The 23226-nt window shown below is 74.8% G+C and carries 19 protein-coding genes; 16 read left to right on the forward strand and 3 right to left on the reverse strand.

Annotation, left to right across the window (positions count from 1 at the left end; genetic code table 11):
• The first annotated feature begins 14 nt into the window (after positions 1 to 14).
• Together OIE69_RS07900 and OIE69_RS07905 are read left to right on the forward strand one after the other, a co-directional pair.
• Positions 15 to 1106, forward strand: a complete 1092-nt coding sequence (locus OIE69_RS07900) for a hypothetical protein (RefSeq protein ID WP_326571226.1) — start codon at positions 15 to 17, stop codon at positions 1104 to 1106.
• 48 nt (positions 1107 to 1154) lie between these two features.
• Entirely contained in the window at positions 1155 to 1430 is a 276-nt protein-coding gene (locus OIE69_RS07905) for a hypothetical protein (RefSeq protein ID WP_326571227.1), read from the forward strand.
• 100 nt (positions 1431 to 1530) lie between these two features.
• Here the strand turns inward: OIE69_RS07905 and OIE69_RS07910 are convergent, their stop codons facing one another.
• Entirely contained in the window at positions 1531 to 2730 is a 1200-nt protein-coding gene (locus tag OIE69_RS07910; protein ID WP_326571228.1) for a citrate synthase/methylcitrate synthase, read from the reverse strand.
• 71 nt (positions 2731 to 2801) lie between these two features.
• On the opposite strand from OIE69_RS07910, the gene OIE69_RS07915 reads away from it, so the two are divergent.
• A complete protein-coding gene (locus OIE69_RS07915; RefSeq protein WP_326571229.1) occupies positions 2802 to 4031 on the forward strand; it encodes a citrate synthase in 1230 nt (409 codons plus the stop codon).
• A 418-nt stretch (positions 4032 to 4449) separates the two neighbouring features.
• On the forward strand, positions 4450 to 7884 hold the full coding sequence (locus tag OIE69_RS07920) for a hypothetical protein (RefSeq protein ID WP_326571230.1): 3435 nt from the start codon (positions 4450 to 4452) through the stop codon (positions 7882 to 7884).
• A gap of 43 nt (positions 7885 to 7927) precedes the next feature.
• On the opposite strand, the gene valS is transcribed toward OIE69_RS07920, so the two are convergent.
• Positions 7928 to 10489, reverse strand: coding sequence for a valine--tRNA ligase (gene valS, locus OIE69_RS07925; RefSeq protein ID WP_326571231.1), 2562 nt, complete (start codon positions 10487 to 10489; stop codon positions 7928 to 7930).
• Positions 10490 to 10595: 106 nt separating this feature from the next.
• Between valS and OIE69_RS07930 the strand changes: the two genes are divergently transcribed.
• Positions 10596 to 11075, forward strand: coding sequence for a MarR family winged helix-turn-helix transcriptional regulator (locus OIE69_RS07930; RefSeq protein WP_326571232.1), 480 nt, complete (start codon positions 10596 to 10598; stop codon positions 11073 to 11075).
• Positions 11076 to 11084: 9 nt separating this feature from the next.
• Positions 11085 to 11540 (forward strand): universal stress protein, encoded by a 456-nt coding sequence (locus OIE69_RS07935; protein WP_326571233.1) that lies wholly within the window; start codon positions 11085 to 11087, stop codon positions 11538 to 11540.
• 36 nt (positions 11541 to 11576) lie between these two features.
• On the opposite strand, the gene OIE69_RS07940 is transcribed toward OIE69_RS07935, so the two are convergent.
• Positions 11577 to 12536, reverse strand: a complete 960-nt coding sequence (locus tag OIE69_RS07940; RefSeq protein ID WP_326571234.1) for an NADP-dependent oxidoreductase — start codon at positions 12534 to 12536, stop codon at positions 11577 to 11579.
• Between the two features lie 212 nt (positions 12537 to 12748).
• On the opposite strand from OIE69_RS07940, the gene trxA reads away from it, so the two are divergent.
• From trxA to OIE69_RS07990, 10 genes are all read left to right on the forward strand, one after another.
• Complete coding sequence (gene trxA, locus OIE69_RS07945) at positions 12749 to 13132, forward strand: thioredoxin (RefSeq protein ID WP_326571235.1); 384 nt, start codon at positions 12749 to 12751, stop codon at positions 13130 to 13132.
• 33 nt (positions 13133 to 13165) lie between these two features.
• A complete protein-coding gene (locus OIE69_RS07950) occupies positions 13166 to 14836 on the forward strand; it encodes an AMP-binding protein (RefSeq protein ID WP_326571236.1) in 1671 nt (556 codons plus the stop codon).
• A 416-nt stretch (positions 14837 to 15252) separates the two neighbouring features.
• Entirely contained in the window at positions 15253 to 16530 is a 1278-nt protein-coding gene (egtA, locus tag OIE69_RS07955) for an ergothioneine biosynthesis glutamate--cysteine ligase EgtA (RefSeq protein ID WP_326571237.1), read from the forward strand.
• On the forward strand, positions 16527 to 17858 hold the full coding sequence (egtB, locus tag OIE69_RS07960; protein ID WP_326571238.1) for an ergothioneine biosynthesis protein EgtB: 1332 nt from the start codon (positions 16527 to 16529) through the stop codon (positions 17856 to 17858). Before egtA ends, egtB begins: the two co-directional genes overlap by 4 nt.
• A 28-nt stretch (positions 17859 to 17886) precedes the next feature.
• A complete protein-coding gene (gene egtC, locus OIE69_RS07965) occupies positions 17887 to 18642 on the forward strand; it encodes an ergothioneine biosynthesis protein EgtC (RefSeq protein WP_326571239.1) in 756 nt (251 codons plus the stop codon).
• The gene (gene egtD, locus OIE69_RS07970) at positions 18639 to 19601 is read left to right on the forward strand and encodes an L-histidine N(alpha)-methyltransferase (RefSeq protein ID WP_326571240.1); all 963 of its coding nucleotides are present in this window, start codon (positions 18639 to 18641) and stop codon (positions 19599 to 19601) included. The genes egtC and egtD overlap by 4 nt, the downstream gene beginning before the upstream one ends.
• A gap of 182 nt (positions 19602 to 19783) precedes the next feature.
• Positions 19784 to 20335: a MarR family winged helix-turn-helix transcriptional regulator gene (locus OIE69_RS07975; RefSeq protein WP_326571241.1), complete on the forward strand. Its 552-nt coding sequence runs from the start codon at positions 19784 to 19786 to the stop codon at positions 20333 to 20335.
• A gap of 135 nt (positions 20336 to 20470) precedes the next feature.
• The gene (locus OIE69_RS07980; protein WP_326571242.1) at positions 20471 to 21253 is read left to right on the forward strand and encodes a GNAT family N-acetyltransferase; all 783 of its coding nucleotides are present in this window, start codon (positions 20471 to 20473) and stop codon (positions 21251 to 21253) included.
• Position 21254: 1 nt separating this feature from the next.
• Positions 21255 to 22163 (forward strand): lysophospholipid acyltransferase family protein, encoded by a 909-nt coding sequence (locus OIE69_RS07985; RefSeq protein WP_326571243.1) that lies wholly within the window; start codon positions 21255 to 21257, stop codon positions 22161 to 22163.
• 186 nt (positions 22164 to 22349) lie between these two features.
• Positions 22350 to 23219: a S1 family peptidase gene (locus tag OIE69_RS07990; RefSeq protein ID WP_326571244.1), complete on the forward strand. Its 870-nt coding sequence runs from the start codon at positions 22350 to 22352 to the stop codon at positions 23217 to 23219.
• The last annotated feature ends 7 nt before the right edge of the window (positions 23220 to 23226 follow it).

Consider the following 23226-nt stretch of genomic DNA (forward strand, 5'->3'; position numbering starts at 1 on the left):
GGGAGGGAACTCCCGTGCGTGTCCTGACCGGTCTCCTCGGCGCGCTCCTCGTGGCCGGCACCTTCTCGTCGGTGCTGCGCACGCTGGTGATCCCACGGCCCACCCGGTCCAGCTTCACGCGCCTGGTGCACATGGCGGTCCACCTGCCCTTCCAGTTCGTCGCGGACCGCTGCCGCACGCCCGAGGCCAAGGACCGCGTCCTCGTACCGGTGGCCGCGGTGTCCATCCTCGCCAACCTCATCGGCTGGCTGGTCGCGTTCTGGGCGGGCTACGCCATGCTGCAGGCCGCCGTCAGCGACCTCGACCCGCTCGACGCGCTGCGGGAGGCGGGTTCGTCGCTGTTCACGCTGGGCTTCGCCAGCAGCCACCACGTCGACCTCACCGTCATCGACTTCATCGCCGCGGCGACCGGCCCGATCACCATCGGCCTCCAGATCGGCTACCTGCCGACCCTGTACGCCGCGTACTCCCGCCGCGAGGCGGAGGTGACCCTGTTGCAGGCCCGGGCCGGCAACCCGCCCTGGGGGCCGGAGATCCTCGCCCGCTACGCCCAGATCGGGCTCACCGACAGCCTCACCGAACTGTTCCGCAACTGGGAGCGGTGGGCGGCCGAGGTGAGCGAGAGCCACACCAGCTACACGGTGCTCAGCCGGTTCCGCTCCCCGCAGCCCGACCGCAGCTGGCTGATCGCCCTGCTGGCCGTCATGGACGCCGCCGCCATGCAGCTCGCCCTCAACCCCGGGCGCCCGCAGGCCGAGGCCCGGCTGGCCCTGCGGGCGGGCTTCGTCTGCCTGCGGGACATCGCCGGGATCTGGCGGATCCCGTACGACGCCGATCCCTCGCCCGACGCGGCCATCCGGCTGCCGTACGAGGAGTTCGCCGCGGCCGTCGCCCACGCGGCGGCCAACGGCTACCCGCTGGAGCGGACCGCCGAGGAGGCGTGGCCGCACTTCCGCGGCTGGCGGGTCAACTACGAGGACCTGGCCTACCGTTTCGCCTACCTCTTCGACGCGGTCCCCGCGCCCTGGTCCGGCCCCCGCCGCACCCAGGAGGAGACCCTCACCCCGGTCACCCCCGTCGACCGCAAACCCGCCGGCCGGGAGTAGCGGAGGCCCGGTCGCCGGCCGGCGGGGCATGGGTCCTACGGTGGCACCATGCCCGGCAGCCCCGGACCGGCGGCCGTCACCCGCCCCGCACGGCCCGCCGACCTGCCGCATCTGCTGCGGTGGGAGCGCGACTGCATCCGTACCGCCGAACCGGCCGCCGAGGCGGCCTGGACCGGGGCGATCGGCCGCAACCTGGCCCTGCGGGTGGAGTGCCTGGACCGCGCCCTGGTCCTGGAAGCCGACGGAGAACCGGGCGGCTCGATGATGTGGACGCCCACGGATACAGGGACGGCACGGACGGCACGGACGGCACGGCGACGCTGATCGGCATCCATGTCCTGCCCGCCCCTGCGGCGCCGCGGCTTCGGCCGCCTCCTCCTCGACGCGTTCGCCGCGCAGGCCCGAGCGGCCGGCCACGCAACGCTCACGCCGCCGGCACCGGCTGGGGCGGCACCGGACCGACGTAGCGGGCGGCCGGGCGGATGATCTTGCTGTCCTCGGCCTGCTCCAGGACGTTGGCGCACCAGCCCACGACGCGGGCGCAGGCGAAGGTCGGGGTGAACATCTCGCGCGGCAGGCCGCACAACTCCATGACGACGCCCGCGTAGAACTCGACGTTGGTGTGGAGTTCGCGGCCGGGCTTCAGCTCGGCGAGTATCGCCTCGACCCGCGCCTCGACCTGAACGGCGAGGTCGACGAGCGGGCCGCCGAAGGAGCGGGCGATCCCCTTGAGCATCCGGGACCTGGGGTCCTCGGTGCGGTAGACGGGGTGGCCGAACCCCATGATGCGCTCGCCCGCCAGGACGCGTTCACGGATCCACGGGTCGATGCGGTCCGGGGTGCCGATGGCGTCGAGGGTGTCCAGGGCGCGGCTCGGCGCGCCACCGTGGAGCGGGCCGGACAGCGCCCCGACGGCACCGGTGAGACACGCCGCGAGGTCGGCGCCGGTCGAGGCGATGACGCGGGCGGTGAAGGTGGACGCGTTGAAGCCGTGGTCGACGGTGGAGATCAGATAGCGCTCGACGGCCCGCGCATGGGCCGGGTCGGGCTCCTCGCCGGTGAGCATGTACAGGTAGTTGGCCGCGTACGGCAGGTCGTCGCGCGGTTCGACCGGCTCCATGCCCTGCCCGAGCCGGTGCAGGGCCGTCAGCAGCGTCGGCACGGCGGCGGTCGCGGCGAGGGCGTCGGACAGCCGCCGCTCCGGCTCGACGTCGTACAGCGGGCGGAAACCCTCGGCCGCGCCCAGCAGGGACAGCGCGGAACGCAGCCCGGCGAGGGGACCGCTGAGGGCGCCGGCGCGGGCGACGGCCGGCAGCGCGTCGCGGACGGCACCGGGCAGCCGGCGCAGCGGGGCGACGCGCCGGGCGAAGGCGGCGCGCCCGGCGGCGTCGGGCAGCGTGCCGAGCAGCATCAGGTGCCAGACGTCCTCGAAGGTGCGGCTCTGCGCCAGGTCCACGGCCGAGTACTGACGGTAGTGGTAGAAGCCCTCGGTACCGCGGACGTCGCCGAGCGCGGTCTCGGTGACGACGACTCCCTTCAGGCCGCGGGGTACGTCGGGGGCGACGGGGGTGGCGGGGGTGACGGTCACGGTGGTCCTCCGGTCCTGCTGCGTACGACTCGACATTGACCAGACCATCCACCATTGATTCAATCCTCGTCAATATTGATTCAGTCAATGTGTGATGGGATGGAGTCATGACGACGGAGGAACGGCTGAGCACCCGCGAGGCGGCCGAGCGGCTCGGGGTCAAGCCGGAGACGGTGTACGCCTACGTCAGCCGCGGCCTGCTGGGCAGCCGGCGCGCGCCCGGCGGGCGGGGCAGCACCTTCGACCCCGGCGAGGTCGACGCCCTCGCGCGCCGCAACCGGCGCGCCGCGCAGCAGCCTCCCGAGGACGACGCCACGAGCGCCGTCCGCACCGCCGTCACCCTCATCCACGGGGACCGCCACTACTTCCGCGGGGTCGACGCGACGGCCCTGGCGGAGCGGTACGGCTACGAGGAGGTCGCGGAGTGGTTGTGGACCGGCGACCTGAGCCGCGGCGTGCGGTTCACCGCGCCGCCGCAGGCACTGGCCGCCGCCCGGCGTGCGGTCGCGGCGCTGCCCGGGCACAGCGGCCCGATGGACCGGCTGCGGGCCACCGCCGTCGCGGCGGCCGTGGCGGACCCGCTGCGCTTCGACCTCTCCCCCGAAGCCGTGCTCGGCGCCGCCCGCGGCCTGATCCCCACGCTGGTGCGCGCCCTCCCGGCGGCCGGGACCGCGCACCGGGGTGAGGGCCGGCTCGCCTGGCGGCTGTGGTCACGGCTGACCGGCCGGCCGGCCGACGAGGCGTCACTGCGGGTGCTTGACGCGGCCCTCGTCCTGCTCATCGACCACGACCTGGCCGCCTCGACGCTCGCCGTGCGCATCGCCGCCTCCGCCCGCGCCCACCCGTACGCCGTGGTGTCGGCCGGACTCGGCGCCCTCGACGGCCCCCTCCACGGCGCCGCCAGCGGCCTCGCCCACCGCATGCTGGCCGAGGTCCTCGTGCGCGGCAGCGCGGCGGCCGTCGTCGCCGACCACCTGCGCGCGGGCGGCCCCGTCCCGGGGCTGGGCCACCGCCTCTACCGGGCCGAGGACCCACGCGCGGCCATGCTCCTCCGACTGCTCGAGGACGTGCCGTACGCGGCCCGAGCGCTGGCCGCCGCCCACGAGGTGGCCGCGACGACGGCCCGTCATGCCCCGGCCCACCCCAACGTCGACCTGGCCCTCGCGGTGCTCTCCGTCTCCGCCGGCATGGTCCCGGAGGCCGGCGAGACGGCCTTCGCGGTCGCCCGGACCGCCGGCTGGATCGCCCACGCCCTGGAGGAGTACGAGGAACCCCCGCTCCGCATGCGCCCGAGCGGCCACTATGTGGGGCCGCGGCCCCCGCAACCGGTGCCGTAGCCATTCTGGTCGGGGAGGGGTTGGTGTGGCGGCCTGCCCGCGTTCGGCTGCCCCGCCGTCTCGCGCCCTTCGGGCGCAACGCGGCGGGCTGCGGCTGGGGAGGGTGGGGCGGCCCTCTCGACGCGGTGCGGTGGGTGGGTGGCTGGGGTTCAGGCGCCGGAGCGGGTGGTGTTTCCGGTGCCTTGGGTCTCGTTGCCGTCCGCGGGTGCAGATGGCCGGTGGCCACGCCCGCCCTTCGTGGGTGGCGCGCGCCCGCCGCAACCGGCGGCTGCGGGTGATTCCCCGGCATCCGGCTCTGTTCCACCGTCAATGCCGGTGTGAGCGAGCCCGATCTCCCGCAGACGCAGGTCGCGGCGGACGCCCGCGGCGTACGAAAACCCGTACGACCCGGCAGCCCGGTGGCAGCACAATGACCGGCATGCCCATCGAGCCCCACAGCGTCCGCGCCGGTGTCGACGGCCTCTGCGCCGCCCTCGACCCGCTCGCCTACCCCGCCCGCATGAGGGCCCTCGCGGCCTGGGTGCGGGCCGTCGTCCGCGACGAGGACCGCGGCGGGAGCCCGCTCCGTCCGCTCCTCGACGAACTGGACGCGCGCGGGACGTACGAGCGCCGGCTCGCCGGCATCGCCGCGGCCGTCGGACGGGACGTCGCCTTCCTGGAGGCCCGGCTCACAGACCCCGACCCCGTCGTCCGCGGCCATGCGCTGCAGGCCTCCCTCCGCCTCCCCATCGGCGACGCGGCGCTCGAACGGGCCATGGACGACGCCCCGGCCGCCGTGCGACGGAAGATCGCCGACGTCGTCGTGGCGGGCGGGCGGACCACACTCGCCGAGCGGCTGATCGAGCCCGTACGGGAGGCATGGGGTGACGCGGAGGCCGCGCGGCTGCTCCCCGCGTGCGGGGCCGCGACCGTGGAGCGGCTCCTGCCGGACCTGTTCCTCGCGGTGACCCGCTGGAACGCGCTCGCCCTCCGCCATCCCGACCTGGTGCTCGACGAGGTCGCGCGGCAGCTCGCCACATTGCCGGCGCAGTCCCGGCACTCCTGGTGGTGGCGGAACGCGGAGGTCTTCACCGTCACCGCGGAGCAGCGTCCGCTGCGCGTCCTGGACCTGCTGGAAGAGCACTGCCCACCGCAACTGCCCCGCCCCGTGAGCGCCGGCCTCGCACCCCTGCTCAAGGCCGCACCGGGCAGGACCGTCCGCCTGCTCACGGCACCGGAACGGCACGGTCCCCCGGCGCACGGACCGTTGTCCCGGTCGGCCCTGGTCCGGCTCGCCCGACGGCTCGCTCCGCAGGAGCTGGTCGGCCTCGGCCGGGCGTGGAGCGACGTGCCGCCTTCCCTGGCCCGTCTGCTGCGGGCTCTGCCGCCGAGCAGGCGCGAGGTCTTCTACGACGCCGTGAACGACGGCAGGGATCCGGGCCACGACACCCTCGGCGACAGCCTCCTCGAGGCTCTGCCCCGCGACAGGGCGCGGCGCGAAGCGCGGCGGATGGCCGTCCAGGCCGAAGAGCGGGGCGCCGCCCGGGTCGTCGTGCTGTCCGCCGTGGCTCACCTGTCCCCCGCCGAGGCCCGGCCGCGCCTGCTCGCCGACACGCGCCGACCGGCGGCGGAGGACCGGGCGTCGGCGTACGCCCTGCTGGTCCGGAACGCGGCCCGCTCCGGCGAGAGCGCGGCCGTCGCTCAGGTGCTCGACGATCTGCAGCGGCTCCGCAACGAGCAGGATCCCGTCCGCTCCCCGGCGCTCGTGGCCCTCGCCTCGACCCCGCCCCGGCTGTTCTCCGGAACGGACGCCCCGCTGCTCGACCGCATCACGACGGACGCCGTCGAGGCACGCGACAGCTCACCGCGGAGCCGGCAGGCACTGTCCGAGCTGGCGCTCACGGTCCTGAGGGAACACGCGGTGACCGGTGAACGCGCTCTGTGCGAATGGGCGTTGTCCACGCTCGAGCGCATCTGCGGGCTCACCGGGGGCGCCTCCATGGGCCGTCTCGACACGACGCTGCGCCGGGGACAGGAGGTGCAGGTCCTCGACGCACTCCGCCCGTGGCTGGAAGCCGGGGCGGACAAGGCCGACCACTCGCTGACCCTCGCCCTGGCGCGGGCCCTCGGGCGGCGTGCCCAGCGTCTGCCCGAACTCCAGGAACTCCTGTGGCGGGCCGTACGGTCCGGCGACAACGCGACCGTGATCCGCGCCGTGGACCTGTGGCTCGACGACCCGTCGACGCGGGAGGAACGGGTCGGCCGGGTCGTGGAGTTCGAGGCGTCGGCCGCCGTACTGCCCCGCGTGCTGTCGGTACTGACCCGGCGGCGAACCGATCTGCTGGACCTCGTCCTCGGCGAGACACCGCCCTATGGGCGCTTCCTGACACCCGGCAGCCGCTGGGTGCCGCCCGTCGACGCCATCGGAGCCTGGCTGCCCCGCCAGCAGGCGGCCGCCGGCCGGTTGCTGGCCCGGGCCGCGGGTGACGCCTCGCTGCCGGCCTCCCAGCGGACGGGGCACATCCGCGCGGCGGCCAGGGTCCCCGAACTGGGCCTCCGGCTCGTCAGCCGCTACCTCGGGTCCACCGACACGGTCCTCGCCGAGGCCGCCCTCGGCTCGCTCGCCTGGACGGACCGTCCCAATGAGGCGCTCCCCCTCCTCCTCGCCCGCGCCGCGGACGACAGGGCACGGGTCGCGCTCTACGCGGCCTCCCGGGTGACGTCGTTCGTGGCCCCTTCCCGGCTCGAGGCGGTCCTGCGCTCCACGCTGCTCCCCGCCGATGACGCCTCGTCCGCTCCCACCGCCAAGGTCACCAGTCGCAAGGAACTCGTCCGGCTCGCCGCCTCTCGGCTGTCCCTGGACACCGCGGCGGCGATCCTCTCCGCGGTCTCCGGTCAGCCGGGGCAGCATCCCGACGTGCAGGCGGCCTGTGTGTCCGCCGCCACCGGTCTGCTGCCGGCACCGGCCGCCTGGGGACTGCTCGAACAGGCCGCCGGCGGCCCGCCGGTCACCCGGGCCGCGGTCCTCCGTGTCCCGCCGTACCTGCTCGGGCAGGACGACCGGAGCCGCTACGGGCGGCTGGTCGGACAGGTCGCGGGCAGCGCTCACCGGGAGACCGCCGACGCCGCCACGGCACTGCTCGCGGGCTGGTCACCGTGGTACCCCGAGGCCGGGAACCTGCTGCTCACGGCCGCCGTCGACCTGGACAACCGCACGTCCTGGCGTGCCGCGTCGGACGGGCTGGTGGCCCTCGGCGCCTCCGCGGGCGGCGCCGAGCCGCTCCTGCAGGCGCTGGCTCGCCTCGTCGCGGCCGAGGAAGAGGACGGGGAGACCGGCGTCCGGCCCGACGCGGAGGGCGAGCGGGACCGTCCGGCCCGGCAGCGGATCGCCCACGTGGTGGCACGGCTCTCGGCCGCGGTGACGGCCGGCGTCGCGGGGGAGCATCGCGCGACGGCCGTCCGGGCGGCCGGACTGCTGGGCAGGGCGGACGGCTTCGTGCCTCAGGCCGCCCATCTGTCCGTCCAGGCCCTCGACCTCGACGCCCCCGCGGCGGCACTCCTCGACGGGCTGGAACGACTCGTGGAGCTGCACTCCGGACGCCCGGCGCTGGCGGTGCGCACCGCGGCGGCCCTCCGCGACCGCCTCGGCGTGAGGCGCCCCCCAGGAGACCCGCTCGTACTGCTCCTCGCCGCCGAACGGCTCGCGGCGGAGGGCGGCCACGCCGCCGGCCTGCTGGCCGTCGCCGTCACCGGCGCGCTCGGCCGGCGCACCGGCTGGACGGAGGAGTGGCGCACGCTCCTGCGGTCGGTGCGGCGCCACGGTGATCCCGACGTCCGGGACGCGGCGCTGGCACTGACGACCGCGGCGGAGTAGCCGGGTGGTGACGGCCGGCCGGAACGGACCGGCCGTCACCAGGTCAGGAGGCCACCTCCGGAAGACGCACCTCGTACGCCAGCCCGTCACCGGCCGCCGGGACGCGTTCCACCGCCGCCGCGCGGGCCGCGGCGCGGACGTCGTCCTCGGCCATGGCGAGGAACGCCAGCTCCGGGGCCGGGCCGGTGACGACGAGGCGGGCGACCTCCGACCGCATCGACATCCGCGCCTCGGACTTGGCCCTGCGGACCGCGGTGATCGCGTCGCGGGCGGTGGCCAGGACGCGCGGGTCGCCGTCGTCGGCGAGTGCCCGCAGCGCGTCCGCGTCGGGCCACTCGGCGCGGTGGACGGAGTCCTCGCGCCACCACGACCAGACCTCCTCGGTGACGAAGGGCAGGAAGGGCGCGAGCAGCCTCAGCAGGACGGACAGGGCGGTGGCCAGCGTGGCGAGGGCGGAGGTGTCGCCGTCGTACGCTCGGCCCTTGACCAGCTCGACGTAGTCGTCGCAGAAGTCCCAGAAGAAGGACTCGGCCTGTTCCAGGGCGCGGGCGTGGTCGAAGTCCTCCAGGGCGTCGGTCGCGGCGCGGACGGTCGACGCGAGGGCCGCAAGGAGGGCGCGGTCCAGCGGCGCGGTGACCTCCGGGGCACCCGCGTCGGGCCTCGCGCCGGAGGTGAGCACGAAGCGGCCGACGTTGAGGACCTTGACGGCGAGGCGGCGGCCGATCTTCATCTGCCCGGTGTCGAAGGCGGTGTCCGTGCCGGGCCGGGCGGAGGCCGCCCAGTAGCGGACGGCGTCGGAGCCGTGCTGCTGCAGCAGGTCCCCGGGGGTGACCGCCCTGCCCCGGGACTTGGACATCTTCTTGCGGTCCGGGTCGAGGATCCAGCCGGAGATCGCCGCGTGCCGCCACGGCAGGACGTCCTGCTCGGCGTGGGCGCGGACGATACTGCCGAACAGCCAGGTGCGGATGATCTCGTGCGCCTGCGGTCGCAGGTCCATCGGGAAGACCTTGGCGAACAGCTCGTCGTCGGTGCCCCATCCGGCGGCGATCTGCGGGGTGAGCGACGAGGTCGCCCAGGTGTCCATGACGTCCGGGTCGCCGGTGAAGCCGCCGGGCACGCCCCGCTGCTCCGCGCGGTAGCCGTCGGGGACATCGGTGCCGGGATCGACGGGCAGCGCGGACTCGTCCGGGACGAGCGGCTCGTCGTGGACGGGCTCGCCGGCCTCGTCGAGCGGGTACCAGACGGGGACGGGGACGCCGAACCAGCGTTGGCGGCTGATCAGCCAGTCGCCGTTGAGCCCTTCGACCCAGCTCTCGTAGCGGACCCGCATCCGTTCGGGGTGCCAGCGCAACTCGCGGCCCCGCTCCAGCAGCCGGTCCCGCAGGGCCTCGTCGCGGCCGCCGTTGCGCAGGTACCACTGGCGGGTGGTGACGATCTCCAGCGGCCGGTCGCCCTTCTCGTAGAACTTGACGGCGTGGACGACCGGTTCGGGCTCGCCCTCCAGCTCTCCGCTCTCGCGCAGCATCTCCACCAGCCGCTCGCGGCCGGTGTGCGCGGTGGCGCCGGCCAGCCGTCCGTACGCCTCGCGGGCCTGCGCCGTGCCCAGGGCGGCCGGCGGCGCCGGCAGGAAGCGCCCGTCGCGGCCGAGGACCGGCCGGGTGGGCAGCCGGAGTTCGCGCCACCAGGTGACATCGGTGGTGTCGCCGAAGGTGCAGACCATGGCGATGCCGGTGCCCTTGTCCGGGTCGGCCAGCCGGTGGGCGTGGACGGGGACCTCGACGCCGAGGACCGGCGTTGTGACGGTCGTGCCGACGAGGTCCCGGTAGCGCTCGTCGTCGGGGTGCGCGACCAGGGCGACGCAGGCCGGGAGGAGTTCGGGCCGGGTGGTGGCGACGACGACCCGGCCGCCGCCGGGGCGGTGGAAGGCCAGCCGGTGGTAGGCGCCGGGACGTTCGCGGTCCTCCAGCTCCGCCTGGGCGACGGCGGTGCGGAAGGTGGTGTCCCACAGGGTGGGCGCCTCGGTCGAGTAGGCCTCGCCGCGCGCCAGGTTGCGCAGGAAGGCGCGCTGGGAGGCGGCTCGCGAACGGGCGCCGACGGTCCGGTAGGTGAGCGTCCAGTCGACCGACAGGCCGAGGCGGCGCCACAGTTCCTCGAAGGCCTTCTCGTCCTCGGCGGTGAGGGCCTCGCACAGTTCGATGAAGTTCCGCCGGGAGACGGGCCGCTGGTGTGTGCCGGGGTGCTCGGGCGGGGTGAGGCCGGGGTCGTAGGGGAGCGAGGGGTCGCAGCGGACCCCGTAGTGGTTCTGGACCCGGCGCTCGGTGGGCAGGCCGTTGTCGTCCCAGCCCATGGGGTAGAAGACGGTCTGCCCGCGCATGCGCCGGTAGCGGGCGACGGTGTCGGTGTGGGTGTACGAGAAGACGTGTCCGATGTGGAGCGATCCGCTGGCCGTGGGCGGCGGGGTGTCGATGGAGAAGATCTCCTCGCGCGGCCTCGACCGGTCGAAGCGGTGTACGCCCGACTCGTCCCAGCGCCGCGACCATTTCGCTTCGAGCCCGTCGAGGGAGGGCTTGCCGGGGACGTCGTGATGACGAGGCGGGGGGTTCATGCCGTCTCATGCTAGGCAGCCCGGCCCGTGCGGCCGAACGATTTATCCGCCGAATCATTCGCGTCACCGATGATTCGGTAACGGACCTTTTTGCTAGGCTCGGACCATGGGTTCCACGGCATCCGCGCCCGACTTCACCGGGCTGCTGCAGTTCGCCAGCCACGCCATGACGAACCGGCTGGCGGCCGCCCTGGCCGAGGTCGGGCTCAGCCCCCGCGGGTACTGCGTGCTGCTGCACGCGCTCCCCGGGCAGCTGACGCAGGCTCAACTCGCCGAGATCTCCCAGCAGGACAAGACCACGATGGTCGTCACCATGGACGAGCTCGAGCGGGCCGGCCTCGCCGAGCGGCACCCCTCCCCCACGGACCGCCGGGCCCGCATCATCACCGTCACCGAACCCGGACGGGAGCTCGTCTCCCGCGGCAGGGAGATCACCGCGCGCGTCCACGGCGACCTGCTGGCGGCCCTCCCCGAGGACGAGCGGACGGTCTTCGCCTCCGCGCTGCAGCGGCTGGTGGACGGCCATCTCGCCGCGGCCGGGGATTCCCCGCGTCCGGTGCGGCGCGCGCGCCAGTCGCGCAAGTAGGCTCGGAACGTGAGCGACAAGGCGCCTTTCGAGCGGGGCACGGACGGTCCCAAGGTGATCGTGGCGGGACTGGACGGATCGGAGCCGTCGTGGCGCGCCGTGGCGTACGCGGCGGGGCTGGCGCGGCGCCAGAACGCGCTGCTGGCGATCGTCTACGTGCAGCCGGTCCTGGCGGCGGGAGCCGCCTTCGGCGCCCCGGTCGCGGAGGCGACCGCCGAGATCGCCGACCAGCTCAAGGCGGAGATAGAGAAGGCCGCCGCCCGCTTCCAGTCGGTGTCCAGCCTGCGCTGGGAGTTCCACACCTTCGTGGGCGACCCGTTCAGCGGGCTGTCGCAGGCCTCGAACGAACTCAAGGCCGACGCGGTCGTGGTGGGCGCCTCGGAGAAGGCCGGGCACCGGATCGTGGGCTCGGTGGCGGTACGGCTGGTCAAGGCGGGCCGCTGGCCGGTGACCGTCGTCCCGTAGGCTCCGCCGGCACCCCGTCCCGGGCGGTCCCGGCGGTCAGGTCCCGTCGGCGACGTGGATGACGACCTTGCCGCGGCGGTGCTCGTGCTCCAGCGCCTCGTAGGCGGCGCGGGTCTCGGTGAGCGGCACCACGCGGTCGACCCGCGGGGTGAGCTTGCCGCCGTCGACGAGCCGTGAGACCGCTTCCAGGCCCGCCCGGTCCGGCTCGACGACGAAGAAGACGCCCCGGGCGCCGTGCGCGCGGGCGATCTCCGGGTCGGGCGGGGACACGATGCTCACCAGGAGGCCGCCCGGGCGCAGCACCGACCAGGAGCGGTCCTGCGTGGCGCCGCCGACGGCGTCGAAGACGACGTCCACGTCCGCCACCTCGTCCTCGAAGCGGCTGCCTGCGTAGTCGACGACGCGCCCCGCGCCGAGTCCGGCGACGAAGCCGGCGTCGCGCGCGGCGGCGGTCGCCGTGACCTGCGCGCCGAGCGCCGCGGCGATCTGGACGGCGAAGGAACCGACGCCGCCCGCCGCGCCGTGGACGAGGACGTGCCGGCCGGGGGTGACCCCGGCGTGGCGGGCGAGCGCCTGCCAGACGGTGAGCGCGGCGAGCGGGACCGAGGCGGCCGCGTCGTGGTCGATCCGCCGTGGCTTGGGGGCCAGGATGCCCGCGGGGAGGGTGACGAACTCGGCGGCGGCGCCGTCGTGGACGAAGGGGATCAGCGCGTAGACGGCTTCCCCGACCCTCGGGGTGACGACCCCGGGCCCCACGTCGGCGACCACGCCGGAGACCTCGTGCGAGGGGATGGTGGGGGTGCGGTCGCGGCCCGAGCCGTCGAAGCTGTCGGTCCAGGTCGCGTCCCAGTCGAGCTCCCCCGCGGTCACGGAGGCCGCCCGCACCGCGACCAGGGCCTCGCCCGGGTCCGGCTCGGGGCGCGGCGCGGTCTCGTAGCGGAGCTGTTCCGGTCCGCCGCGCCGGTGGGCCCGTACGGCGTGCATCGTCGTCACCATCGACCGCTCCCGTGGTCGCTCCGCGCCTGCCCGGCGGGGGCAGCGGACGCTCCCGCCCCCTCCAGCATCCGGCCCGGCCCGGCTCCCGGCATCCCGTTCCGCGGGCGGCGGCGGGAGGACGCGCCGGGACGGCGTTCGGAATAGCGCAGCGCTGCCTTCGGTTACGGTCAGTGGGTCCCGACCGACGGCACCCGGAAGCAGGTAAGGGAAGCATGAGCACTGTTGAGCTCACCAAGGACAACTTCGACGAGGTCGTGGGCAGCAACGATTTCGTCCTGATCGACTTCTGGGCGTCCTGGTGCGGCCCGTGCCGGATGTTCGCCCCCGTCTACGAGGCGGCCGCGGAGAAGAACACCGACCTCGTGTTCGGCAAGATCGACACGGAGGCGCAGCCCGAGCTGGCCGCCGCGTTCCAGATCCAGTCCATCCCGACGCTGATGATCATCCGCGACAAGGTGGCCGTCTTCTCCCAGCCCGGCGCGCTGCCGGCGCCCGCGTTCGAGGACCTGATCAAGCAGGCCCGCGACCTGGACATGGACGAGGTCCGCAAGTCCATCGCCGAGCAGGGCGCGGACCAGGAGGCCCCGAAGGCCTGACATCTGACGGAGCGTCAGCTATGGTGCGGCCCCATGGGACGCACCGTGGCGGAGCTCGTCGAGGGCCAGTGGGGCGATCCGCGCCCCGGGCTGCTGTACGGGGAGCGCGGGCTCAGCCGCCACGAGGTCGCGGCCGCCTCCGCCGCCCGCGCGGCGCTCCTGGCCGACCTGCTGCCGCACGGCGCCGAACCGCACGTCGGAGTGCTCCTGGGCAACGTCCCGGAGTTCCCGCTGTGGCTCGGCGCCGCGGCGTACGCCGGGGCCGCCGTGGTGGGGGTCAACCCGACCCGGCGCGGTGCTGAGCTGGCCCGGGACATCACGCACACCGAATGCGCGGTGCTGGTCACCGAGCGCGCGCACCTGCCGTCGCTGCGCGGGCTGGCGCTCCCCCTCCCCCCGGAGCGCGTCCTGGTCGTGGACGACCCGGCGTACCCGGCGCTGCTGAGCCCGTACGAGGACGCCGGCCCGCCGCGCGGCGGGCGGACAGGCCCCGGCACGCGGCTGCTGCTCTACTTCACCTCCGGCTCGACGGGCGCCCCCAAGGCCGTGATCGTCTCCCAGGGGAGGCTCGCCGACGCGGGCGCCGCCCTCAGCCGCTTCCTGGGCCTCGGGCCGGACGACGTCCACTACCTGTGCATGCCGCTCTTCCACGGCAACGCCGTGATGGCCGGCTGGGCACCCGCCCTCGCGGGCGGCGGCGCGGTGGCGCTGCGCCGGACCTTCTCCGCCTCCCGCTTCCTGCCGGACGTACGCGCCTACGGGGCCACGTACTTCACCTACGTCGGGCGGGCCGTGCAGTATCTGCTCGCCACCCCCGAACGGCCCGACGACCGCGACCACCGCCTGCGCCGGGGCTTCGGCACCGAGGCCGGGGCCGTGGACGCGGCCCGGTTCGCGGAGCGCTTCGGCGTGCCCCTCACCGAGGGCTACGGCTCCTCCGAGGGCGGCGCCGCCATACAGCGCTCCCCCGGCACGCCGCCCGGCGCGGTCGGGCGTGCCGCGCCCGGCGCCGACCTGGCCGTGGTGGACCCGGCGAGCGGCGCGGAGCGGCCCCGCGCGCTGCTCGACGGGGCGGGCCGGCTGCTCAACGGTGACGAGGCGATCGGCGAGCTCGTCAACCGCGGCCCCTCCCGCTTCGAGGGCTACTGGCGCAACCCCGAGGCGGTCGCCGCCCGCACCCGCGACGGCTGGTACTGGACCGGCGACCTGTTCTTCCGCGACACCGAGGGCTGGTTCCACTTCGCGGGCCGCGCCGACGACAGGGTGCGCGTGGACGGCGAGAACCTGGCCGCCGCGGTCGTCGAGAACGTCCTGGCCCGCTTCCCCGCGGCGGCGGCCGTCGCCGTGTACGCCGTCCCCGACCCCGTCTCGGGCGACCAGGTCATGGCGGCCCTGGCCCTCCGCGAGGGCTCCGCCTTCGACCCCGGCGCCTTCGCGGCCTTCCTGGCCGCGCAGGCCGACCTCGGCACGAAGTCGGCCCCTCGCTTCGTACGCATCGTGCCGCGCATGCCGGTCACCGCCACCCACAAGGTGCGGCGCGCGGCACTGCGCCGTGAGGGCTTCCGCTGCCCCGACCCCGTGTGGTGGTCGCCGCCCGGCGACGGACCGTGCGGAACGGCGTACCGCCCCTTCGCCGCCGACGACCTCGCCACCCTGCTGGAGCGCTACCGCGCCCAGGACCGCGTGGGGCTCCTGGACCGCTGAGCCCGCGTTCCGGGCCCGCGCCCCGAGGGGCGGCCGTTTGCCACGGGTCCGTCCGGGCAGACGCAGCGCATGTGCCGCGCACCCCTCCGGCGACCGGGCCGGCGGATCCGGCCCGCGGGCGGCGCCGTACCGCCGCGATGGCCGGCGTGGGCCGGACCGTCGTCGCGAAGGGTCTGGCACCAACCCTCTGACCTGCACGGATGTGCTCCGGAGATGCGGGCCGCGAGGTGGCGGTCCACTCTTGATTCGGACCGGACGGCAGAGGCCGCCCTCGACACGGGTGTCACCTGCCGTCCCTCGGCCGTTCGTCCGGGGCGCTCTTGAGTGCCCCGCGCCGAAGGGCTTAGGTGGTACGGACACCGCCCGGCCGCGGCCGGGCGGACACGGAGAACCGCCTTCGACGGGAGGTCCCGGCCATGCCCGGCACCAGTCAGCGGACGGAGACGTCCGAACCGATCAGCGAGACAGCGGCGGAGGAGCATATCCAGGGCATCTGTTTCAAGACCGGCCCGCCGCGCCGCATAGGCGTGGAACTGGAATGGTTCCTTCACGATGCGCACGACCCGGCCCGCCCGATGGGCCCCGCACGGCTCGGCGCCGCCGTCGCCGGACTGCGCGACCTGTACCTCCGCTCCCGGCTCACGACCGAGCCCGGCGGACAGCTTGAGCTCAGCTCGCTGCCCGCCCCCTCTCTGACCGCGTGCGTCGACGCCGCGGCCGCGGACCTCCGCTCCGTACGCCACCGGCTCCGCCGGGAGGGCCTGGCTCTGGCGGGCCACGGCCACGATCCCTGGCGACGGCCGCGCCGGCTGCTGGACGAGCCCCGGTACGCGGCCATGGAGACGTACTTCGACCGTTCAGGACCCGCGGGCCGGGCCATGATGTGCTCCACGGCCTCCGTCCAGGTCTGCCTGGACTCGGGCACCGAGGTGCCTGGCCCCTTCGGGCTCGGCAGACGCTGGCTGCTGGCGCACCTGCTGGGCGCGGTCCTGGTGGCGGCGTTCGCCAACTCGCCGCTCAGCACGGGCCGTCCGACCGGCTGGCGGTCCACCCGGCAGGCGGTGTGGGCGGCCCTGGACCCGGGACGCACCCTCGCCCCGCCCGCCGGGACCGATCCGCGGACGGCCTGGACGGCCTACGCCCTGGACGCCCCGGTGCTGTGCATCCGTGGCGAGGAGGCGCCCTGGACGGTGCCCGACGGGCTCACCTTCCGTGACTGGATCCGTCGGGGGTCGCACCGCCGGCCGACCCTCGCCGACCTGGACTACCACCTGTCGACGCTCTTCCCGCCGGTGCGGCCGCGCGGCTACCTGGAGCTGCGCATGATCGACGCGCAGCCGGGGCGGGACGGCTGGATCGTGCCGCTGGCCGTGGCCGTGGCGCTCTTCGACGACGCCGCCGCCTCCGAGGTCGCCTACCGGGCGGTCAAGCCGCTCGCCGACGCGGCGGGCCGTGACCCGGCGCCCCGCAACCCGCTGTGGCGGCGCGCCGCCCGGCACGGCCTGGCCGACCCCGAACTCCACGCCATCGCCATGACCTGCTTCGCCGCGGCCCGCGAGGCCCTGCCCCGGCTCGGGGCGGACCGCGCCGTGCAGGGGGCGGTGGACGACTTCACCGAGCGCTACGTCCAGCGCGGCCGCTGTCCCGCCGACGACATGCTCGACGCCTTTCTACGCAAGGAGAGCCGCACGTGACCGCACCCGCGCTCGACCCCGAAGCCCTGCGTCGGCGGGCGCTGGACGCCCTGACCACCGCGCGTGAGCGCACCCGGGCGCTCACCACGTGCGTCGACGACCGTGAACTCACCGCCCAGCACTCCCCGTTGATGTCCCCCCTGGTGTGGGACCTGGCCCACATCGGCAACCAGGAGGAGCAGTGGCTGCTGCGGAACGTCGGCGGCCGTGAGGCCCTGCGGCCCGACATCGACCCGATCTACGACGCCTTCGAGCACCCGCGCTCGGAGCGCCCCACGCTGCCGCTGCTGCCGCCCGCGGAGGCGCACGCCTACGCGGCCGAGGTACGCGGCAGGGTGCTGGACATCCTGGAGCGGGCGCCCCTGCACGGCACACCGCTGACCGACGCGGCCTTCGCCTTCGGCATGATCGCCCAGCACGAACAGCAGCACGACGAGACGATGCTGATCACCCATCAGCTGCGTCGGGGCCCGGTGGCCCTGACCGCGCCCCCGCCGCCGCCCGCACCCGCGGACACGGCGCTGCTGCCGGCCGAGGTCCTCGTCCCCGGCGGTCCGTTCACCATGGGCACCTCGACCGAGCCGTGGTCGCTGGACAACGAACGCCCCTCACACCTGCGCGAGGTGGCGCCGTTCTTCATCGACACCGTGCCGGTGAGCAACGGCGCGTACCTCGCCTTCGTCGAGGACGGCGGCTACGAGGACGAGCGCTGGTGGACCCCGGCCGGCTGGGCGCACGTCCGCGAGCACGGCCTGGCCGCCCCGCTGTTCTGGCACCGGGAGGGCGGTGCGTGGCTGCGCCGCCGCTTCGGGGTGACCGAGCCGGTGCCGCGCGAGGAGCCCGTGCTGCACGTGTGCTGGTACGAGGCCGACGCGTACGCCCGCTGGGCCGGCCGCCGGCTGCCGACGGAGACGGAGTGGGAGAAGGCGGCCCGGCACGACCCGGCGACCGGGCGCTCCCGCCGCTACCCGTGGGGCGACGCCGACCCCGGCCCGGAGCACGCCAACCTCGGCCAGCGGCACCTGCAGCCGGCCCCGGTCGGCAGCTACCCGGCCGGCGCCTCGCCGCTGGGCGTACGGCAGCTGGTCGGCGACGTGTGGGAGTGGACGGCGAGCGACTTCCTGCCGTATCCGGGCTTCGCCCCGTTCCCGTACAAGGAGTACTCGGAGGTCTTCTTCGGCCCCGACCACAAGGTGCTGCGCGGCGGTTCCTTCGCCGTGGACCGGGTGGCCTGCCGGGGCACGTTCCGCAACTGGGACTACCCGGTCCGGCGGCAGATCTTCTCCGGCTTCCGCACCGCCCGCGACGCCCGCCCGGAGCAGCTGTGAGGGCCCCGGGCAGACGGAGGCGCGGCTGATGTGCCGGCACCTGGCGTACGTCGGTCCGCCCGTCGCGCTCCGCGAACTCGTCATCGACCCGCCGCACTCGCTGTACCGCCAGTCGTGGGCGCCGCGCCGGCAGAAGTACGGCACGGTCAACGCCGACGGCTTCGGCCTGGGCTGGTACGCGGACGGGGACCCGCTGCCCGCGCGCTACCGGCGCGCCGGGCCGATCTGGGACGACCCGTCCTTCGCGGACGTGTGCCGGGTGACGCGCTCCGGGGCGCTGCTCGGCGCGGTCCGCGACATCACCGAGGGCTCGGTGGCCGACGAGTCCGCCGCCGCCCCGTACACGGCGGGCCGCTGGCTGTTCAGCCACAACGGCGCGCTGCGCGGCTGGCCGCACTCGGTCGCCGAGGCGGCCCGCGCCCTGCCCCCCGAGGAGCTGCTGACCCTGGAGGCACGCTGCGACTCGGCGCTGGCCTGGGCGCTGACCCTGCACCGGCTGCGGGCCGGCGCCCCGGCGGACGAGGCGCTCGCCGACACCGTCGGCCGGCTGGCCGCGCTGACCCCCGACTCACGGCTCAACTTCCTGCTGACCGACGGCCTGGCTATCGCCGGCACCGCCTGGGGCGACACGCTCTGGTACCTGGACACGCCCGGCCGCTCCCTCGTCGTGGCCTCCGAGCCGTACGACGACAGTCCGCGCTGGACCGAGGTCCCCGACCGCCACCTGCTCTACGGCGATCCCACCGAGGTCCTGCTGATCCCGCTCAAGGAGCCGCACCTGTGAGCCCGTTCACCCTCACCCGCACCCTGCCCGCCGACGCCACCGCGGCCGCGCTGCGCGCCGACGTGGCCCACGGGCTGACCCGCAGCCCCAAACAACTTCCGCCCAAGTGGTTCTACGACGCCCGTGGCAGCGAGCTGTTCGAGGAGATCACCCGGCTGCCCGAGTACTACCCGACCCGCGCCGAGCGGGAGATCCTGCACGCGCGCGCTCCGGAGATCGCCAAGGCGACCGGTGCCCGCACCCTGGTCGAGCTGGGCTCCGGCTCCTCGGAGAAGACCCGGCTGCTGATCGGCGCGCTGGGCGGGCCGCTGACGTACGTGCCGATCGACGTCAGCGAGTCCGCGCTCACCGGTGCTGGCGAGGCCCTGCTCGCCGACCACCGCGACCTGTCCGTGCACGCGCTGGTGGCCGACTTCCAGCACGGGCTCGCCCTGCCGGAGACGCCCGGCCCCCGGCTCGTCGCCTTCCTCGGCGGCACCATCGGCAACCTCCTGCCGCAGGAGCGGGCCCGCTTCCTCTCCTCGGTCCGCGCGCTGCTCTCCCAGGGCGACGCGCTGCTCCTCGGCACCGACCTGGTCAAGGACGAGACGACGCTGGTGGCGGCGTACGACGACGCGCAGGGCGTCACGGCCGCCTTCAACAAGAACGTCCTGTCGGTCATCGACCGCGAGCTCGGCGCGGACTTCCACCCGGACGACTTCGACCACGTCGCCGTGTGGGACCGCGAGGAGGAGTGGATCGAGATGCGCCTGCGGGCGCGCGCCGACGTGACCGTGAAGGTCCCCGCGCTCGACCTGTCCGTGGACTTCACCCGCGGAGAGACGATGCGCACCGAGGTCTCCGCCAAGTTCCGCGAGGAGGGGGTGCGGGCCGAGCTGGCCGCCGCCGGTCTCGCCCTGCGGCACTGGTGGACCGACGCCGAGGGCCGGTTCGCGCTGTCGCTGGCCTTCCCCGCCTGATCCGTGCGCGTCCGCGGTGGCCGGTCCCGGAGCGGGGCCGGCCACCGCGTCGGTTGCACCGCGCGGCGGGCAGATCCTTCACGCGTAAAGCATCCACCGTGAAGGAGTGCGGGCACCTGATGCCCGCAGGTCGGCGCGGGGGACGGCCGGTCCGTCGCCGTGCCGTGACGACGCGTACGATCATGCGGACGCCGCCGGAGCCGCCGGCGTACGGAGGAAGGACGACTCGCGTGGAGGACGCCGTCGCGACGGTGCTGCGCCAGTGGCAGGAGGTCTACCCCGATCTGGACTTCGGGCCGGTCGCCGTGATCGGCCGGCTGAACCGCTGCGCCGCCCTGCTGCAGCAGGTCACCGAGACGCCCCTGGGCCGCGAGGGCCTCACCCGCCCGGAGTACGACATCATCATCGCCCTGCGCCGGGTCGGCGGCGAACTGACACCGGGCCGGCTGGCCCGGGAGACCTTCGCCTCGGGGGCCGCGGTCACCAAGCGGATCAAGCTGCTGGAGGAGCGCGGCCTGGTGGCCCGCCGCCCGGACGGCCGTGACCGCCGGGTCTCCCACCTGCGGCTCACCGACGAGGGCCTGGCGCTCGTCGACCGCGTGCTGCCCGAGCAGCTCGCCTACGAGACCGGGCTGGTGTCCGGGCTCCCGGAGGGCCGCCGTGAGGAGCTGGCGGGCATCCTCGGCGAGCTCCTGCTGCTGCTCGAAGGCCGCTTGGGCGCGCTTTCCGGGTGAAGCGGGCGGCCTGCGGCCCACGGCACCGGCACTTCAGCGAGCGCACATCTGCTCGCTCCGTCGACGACACGCCAAGGCAAGGCCGCGACGGGACATCTAAGGGTGTCCCCGTCCCCCTGACCAGGGAATCGCGCCATGACCGCTTCGTACGAACTCGCTCCCGTCGTCGACACCCCGACCGACCGGCCCCGCTATTCGGTGAGCCTCGCCCAGGACGAGGCCGAGGTGCGGGCCGCGCAGCGTCTGCGGCACCAGGTGTTCGCCGGGGAGATGGGGGCCGTGCTGGACACCCCCGAGCCGGGCCTGGACGTCGACGCCCTCGACGCCCACTGCGACCACCTGCTGGTGAAGGAGGACCTCACCGGCGAGGTCGTCGGCACCTACCGGCTGCTCACCCCGGCCAACGCCCGCCGCGCCGGCCGCACCTACTCCGAGTCCGAGTTCGACCTGAGCCGGCTCGCCCCGATCCAGCACGACATGGTCGAGGTGGGCCGCTCGTGCGTGCACCCCGCGCACCGGGACGGGGCCGTCGTCGCCCTGATGTGGGGCGGCATCACCCGCTACATGGCGACCACCGGCCACAACTGGGTCGCCGGCTGCTGTTCGGTGGAGCTGAACGACGGCGGCGCGATGGCGGCCGGCGTGTGGGACCGGGTCTCCGTCAAGAACCTGGCCCCCGAGGCGTACCGGGTCTCCCCGCACCGCCCCTGGGACCCGGCGGGCATCGCCCGCCCGGCCCGCACCACGCTGCCCCCGCTGCTCCGCGGCTACCTGCGGCTGGGCGCCTGGGTGTGCGGCGAGCCCGCCCACGACCCGGACTTCGGTGTCGCCGACCTGTTCATCCTGCTCTCGCTGGAGCGCACCGACGAGCGCTACCTGCGCCACTTCGGCGCCCTCGGCTCGCTCGGGTCGGTCTGAGATGGCCACGACGTGGTGGTCACCGGTCTCGTCCTGCACCCCGCAGGCGTGCGTGACCGGCGACGGTCCGGTGGTGGGCCGGGTCCGTCGGATGCTGCGGTACGCCGCCGCGGCTGCGGTGCTGCTGTTCGGCGTCGCGCTGTCGGTGCCGCTCGGCGCGCTGTGCGGCCCGGCGGGGCGCGAGCGGCTGATTCGGCGGTGGACCCGCTCCGTGGTCGCCGCCTTCGGCATCCGGGTGCGGCTGCCGGAACCGGCGCCGCGGGAGCCGGGCCGCGGCCTGCTGGTGGTCGCCAACCACGTGTCGTGGCTCGACATCCTGCTGATCGCCGCGGTCTTCCCGGGCCGCAACGTCGCCAAGCGGGAGATCCGCGACTGGCCGGTGATCGGGCGGCTGTGCGTGCGCGGCCGCACGATCTTCATCGACCGCGAGCGGATCCGCTCGCTGCCGGACACGGTGGCCGAGGTCGCGCAGGCGCTGCGCTCGGGCGCGACGGTGGTGGCCTTCCCGGAGGGCAGCACCTGGTGCGGCCGCGAGGAAGGCCGCTACCGCCGGGCGCTGTTCCAGTCCGCGCTGGACGCGGGCGCCGACGTTCAGCCGCTGCTCGTCCGCTACCGGGACGCCGACGGGCGGCCCGGCACCGCGGCGGCGTTCCTCGGCGAGGACACCCTGATGGACTCGGTGCGCCGGGTGGTGGCGGCCCGCGGCCTCACCGCGGAGGTGGCGGCGCTCCCGCGCTTCGCGGCGGACTCGCTGCCGGACCGGCGTTCGCTGGCGAGCGCAGCCCACCACGCCCCGGCGCCGCGCCCGGCCGTACCGGTCCAGGCCCGTCCCCACGAGCACGGGACGGGCGTGCGGATCGGCGCTCCCGCCCTCCGGACCGGCGACCGGGTCGCGGGACTGCCCGGCTGACGGCCCGTCATCGGACCGCGCCCACCGGCAGCCCTCCTGCGCACCGGCCGGGCGCGGTCCGGCGGTCCAGCTGTACGGCGGTCCGGCTGTACGGCGGGTTCGGGGCCCTCTTGTGACCACCCTCTCGAGTCATAACAATGTGCATGCCAAAACCGAAAGAACTTCGGTCTCGAGAGGACCCCCCACATGAAACGACCTCTCAGAGGATTCTTCGCGGCCGCCCTCACGGCCCTCGCCGCGGTCGCGACCCTCGGCCTGTCCGCCGCCCCCTCCTCGGCGACCGGCCGGGACGCCGTGGCCGCACCGCAGGCCGGCGCGGCGGTCACCGTCGACTTCGCCGGGACGGTGTCGCTCAGCAACTGCTCCGGGTCGCTCATCCGCTTCCCGGGCTCCGCGTCCACCGACCCCGCCCTGGTGCTCTCCAACGGGCACTGCCTGACCAGCGGCTTCCTCGACCCCGGCGAGGTGCTGGTCAATCAGGCGTCCACACGCACCTTCGGGCTGCTCAACGCCTCGGGCCGCTCGGTCGCGACGCTGCGCGCCACCAAGCTCGCGTACGCGACCATGACCGACACCGACATCTCGGTGTACCAGCTGGGCCGCACCTACGCGCAGATCCAGTCCTCCTACGGGATCTCCGCGCTGGAGGTCTCCGGTACGCACCCCGTACAGGGCACGGCCATCAAGGTCGTCTCCGGCTACTGGAAGACCATCTACAGCTGCAGCATCGACGGTTTCGTCCACCTCCTCAAGGAGGGCGACTGGACCTGGAAGGACTCGGTCCGCTACACCTCCTCGTGCAACACCATCGGCGGCACCTCGGGTTCGCCCGTCATCGACACCGCGACCGGCAAGGTCGTCGCCATCAACAACACGGGCAACGAGGACGGCGGCCGCTGCACCCTCAACAACCCCTGCGAGGTGGACGAGAACGGCACCGTCACCGTCCGCCGGGGCATCAACTACGCCGAGCAGACCTACGGGATCGGCGCCTGCGTGACCACGGGCAACCGCTTCGACCTCACCCTGCCGGGGTGCGGGCTCCCCAAGCCGTGACCGCGGT

The organism is Actinacidiphila glaucinigra, assembly GCF_035918135.1.
Lineage (GTDB): Bacteria > Actinomycetota > Actinomycetes > Streptomycetales > Streptomycetaceae > Actinacidiphila > Actinacidiphila glaucinigra.